The organism is Planctomycetia bacterium (assembly GCA_034440135.1).
Classification (GTDB): domain Bacteria; phylum Planctomycetota; class Planctomycetia; order Pirellulales; family JALHLM01; genus JALHLM01.
This window is the reverse complement of sequence record JAWXBP010000314.1, coordinates 1-3,284: the sequence shown is the minus strand read 5'-3', so window position 1 is coordinate 3,284 and position 3,284 is coordinate 1. Positions and strand designations below refer to the sequence as shown.

4 protein-coding genes are annotated in these 3,284 nt (G+C 56.6%); all 4 read left to right on the top strand.

The window, feature by feature from the left end; translation table 11 throughout:
• Nucleotides 1-629 precede the first annotated feature (629 nt).
• Entirely contained in the window at nt 630-938 is a 309-nt protein-coding gene (locus tag SGJ19_18920) for a hypothetical protein (GenBank protein MDZ4782323.1), read from the top strand.
• A gap of 224 nt (nt 939-1,162) precedes the next feature.
• On the top strand, nt 1,163-1,981 hold the full coding sequence (locus tag SGJ19_18915; protein MDZ4782322.1) for a hypothetical protein: 819 nt from the start codon (nt 1,163-1,165) through the stop codon (nt 1,979-1,981).
• Nucleotides 1,982-2,148: 167 nt separating this feature from the next.
• Nucleotides 2,149-2,382 carry a hypothetical protein gene (locus tag SGJ19_18910; protein ID MDZ4782321.1) on the top strand — a complete coding sequence of 78 codons (234 nt, stop codon included), beginning with the start codon at nt 2,149-2,151 and terminating at the stop codon, nt 2,380-2,382.
• 651 nt (nt 2,383-3,033) lie between these two features.
• The coding region (locus SGJ19_18905; GenBank protein ID MDZ4782320.1) for a hypothetical protein at nt 3,034-3,284 on the top strand (251 nt) is incomplete at its 3' end.

Below are 3,284 nucleotides of genomic sequence, written 5' to 3'. Positions count from 1 at the left end.
CTTGGCCATGACGAGGCTCCTGCCCGTGGAGGTGAACGCGTGAGTGCGAGTGCCCCCTGGTGGCACATAGACGGATTTCACAGTTACTGGCAGTTAATGTCAATCTGACCTTTCGGGCGCGACATGCACTTGAGCATGAGGCACTGACCATGCGGTGTCAGCGAGGCCGTTTTGTCGGTGGTCTTCGCATTGCACAGAGATTGCAATCAAACACCCCACGGAATTGCACGGAACACGGGTAGAATACTGGGATGGCGACTCAAACCCGCAGACCAGAGACGTTTAACCCAATGCGATGCGGCATTGAGATCAAACAATTCTGCGAACGACATTGAGATGCTGCAACGTGCGTCCGCGCTGACAAGGTCTTGCGGCTTCTCAAAGGAAGCGACACGAAGCTGCGCGGGAACGCATCTGGCTGGGCAGCGGGGATCATCTACTACCTGGCAAACCGGAATCGCATGCCCTGCAGCGTGCCAGGACTACAGAAATCTGAATTCACGGCGTTCTGCGATGTATTGATGGGGACAGTTAGTCGACGCGCTGCAGCGGTTGCACGCGCCGTTGAGGTATGAGGAAGTCACGTCCAATCATGTCTCGGAACGAGCGTCGTTCTATCCGCCTGGGAGTTGCTTCCAAGTGCTCTCGGCGACGAGCTTCGTAACGCCGGAAACAATGACTTCGATTCCCGCCTCGACAGCCTTCGCGCGGAACCAGTCCGAGAGTTCATCACGATGCGCCCAACACCCGCGGTATGCCAGGTGCCGCTGGTGTTCACCTGGACGATGAACCCCTTGTACGGCTCGCCGCTGGCGGATCTTCCCGGCGACCAGAAGCATCCCTCCTCACTGCCGTCGGCCTTCAGCGTGTCCGACAGCGAAGTGGTCGAACCGCTGGTCGCTGCGCCCGCGTCGGTGCGCATCGTACCCTTATCGTAACCGCGCCCCACTTGTCGTTCAGGCGAAAGGCGGTGCAGCATGAAATCAAAGAAACTTCGTCGCGCATCCAGTCCAGCAAAGAAGCCGGCCTTTTCGATTGTTCGGCAGAATCGTAAAATGACAGGCAACGGGCACGCGGCTTGATCCCCGCGTGAACGGACCCGGTTGCTGCTGCGAGCCATCACCCGCAGCAGCACCGGGCCGGCCCGAAAAGGTGATGGAACATGGCAGATAATCCCCTCGCTAAACAGATCCTGACTTTTCTCGACGCGCTCAATGCGCTTGGCAATGCGGCGTCCGTGATACCGCAATTGCAAGAAGAGAAACGTAGCTTGGTGAGGCATTTAGGCAGTTACTCCGTCAACCAACTGGCAGCAGTAAGAAAGTCTTATCAATCCGTCATGGCGATGTTGCCTTCGTACGCGGTGCACATGGACGATCGGTCAAAGCCGGTCCTGGAGCGATGGACAACGCGAGCAATCGGGGCGATGCAAAACGCCTACGCGTGCGTTAAGTGGGCCGATGAAGGTAGCTTTGACGTTGCTGTTCCGAACGCGATCGACAATCCGTCTACAAACGACGACTTCGGACTTGCCGAGGGCTTGGTTAAAACTTTGCTTGGTATAGTTGAGAAGAACTTTGACGACGACAGGGCGAAACCGCTATGGCGTTTGGTTGAAGAACTGCGAGCCGTGGAATTCGCAAATCCGACAACAACTACTAAGGCAGATTTTAGTGATGGGGTCACTACGAAGGCATCAGACGCTATCATCGGCTGCGCCGAGGGTGGATCAAGACGGCTGGCTCGCCTTGGAAAACTGAAACACCGCGGAGGTGGAACAGCCGAAAGTCCCTACATAATAAGCAGTGCCGGCGCAGTGAATTACAAGAAATGTCGCAAAAAAAGCGATGGAACCGACCGGCCAACGCATCTTCGCGAATGGAAATGCACGCGGTGCGCAAACCGATTCAAATTCCCAGGCTCGCGCAAGCCTAAATGCCCAGAGTGTAAGTCCATTTACGTCGAAGTTGACATTAATTAACGCGGTGCGCCCGCGCGCGCCCGCGTGCCGCAGATAATCATTTTCGCACTGATATCATTGACTGATACGGCACTCGACGCGGGCATTAGCAACAAATACTGTCGCTTGTTGATTTAATCGACTCATCGTGGTCATCGCGTTGGTGACCACCGATTGGAGTCGATTCGATGTCCACGACAGTCTCAGAAATAGCTCGCCAAATCTCTGCCAAGTATGGCCAACAGGTTCAACCCCGTGCCATTTCGGAACTGTTCTACAAGCGGGTACTCAGCGATGCCGATGCACCAATCGTTTCAGGCCGGCGGATGATCGACCCGTCATTGGTTCCCGCTATCGAAATTGAACTTCGCCGCGCCGGCCACCTCCCACGATTGCCCCGGAGGGTCCAGATCGGTGCATAAAGTTGCCTCACAAGCTGACGCTACCGCCCTACTCACTCGTCTAGTCGAGTTAGCCGAAGGCGCTCGCGCCGAAGGTCTGGACGCCGCCGCAGCAGCCACCCTGCTGGGAGTGAGCCGCAGCAAGTTTCTGGCGATGGATGGCACAGGCCACGTTCCGAACCGTGTAGAGCTTGGTGACGGCAAGTGTCCACGCTGGTCGCGTGGCGAGCTTGTGACATGGCTGCGGAACGGTGCACCGCATCGGTCGACCTGGAACACCCGGCGGGCCATCGCAATGAGAGGGATTCTATGACGTCGTTGCAAAGTAACCCCAATTAAAACGCCGCCGGCACCCGCGAAAGTGGCCGACGGCGAAAGGACGATGAGTATGAATTATTGCACATCCATTGAAAACAATCAAAGCAAACCACCAAAACTATCCAAGTTGCCATTGTTGGCAATGGCCAAACTTGTCCCGAACCGGACGGATCGAACGCAATTTGTCGCCTACTGCTGGTGTCCCTATTGCCGCACTCACCATCTTCATGTTTGGGATCGTTCAAACGCCAGAAATAAACGCGAACACCGGAACGCGCACTGCCAGATCGATACTCCAATTGACGCAAGCGGCTACCTGATCGGCTTCCCACGCCGCCGCGATTGCGAGGGCGCGTGATCGACACCGCAACCACCCCCCTTGCCGAGGCCATGCACGCCGCCGTTGCTGCCGGATTCTCGATTTTTCCGATCGATCACAGCACCAAACGCCCGGCTATGAATCTGTTGCCCATCGACCCAGCAACAGGCAAGCGGACCTGGCTACCATTCACGGAGCGCAGGCCGAGGGCTGACGAAGTTGATTCATGGTCCGACGCAAAAGCGTTCGCCGTTATCGGCGGCGCAGTTTCCGGCGGGCTGGAAAT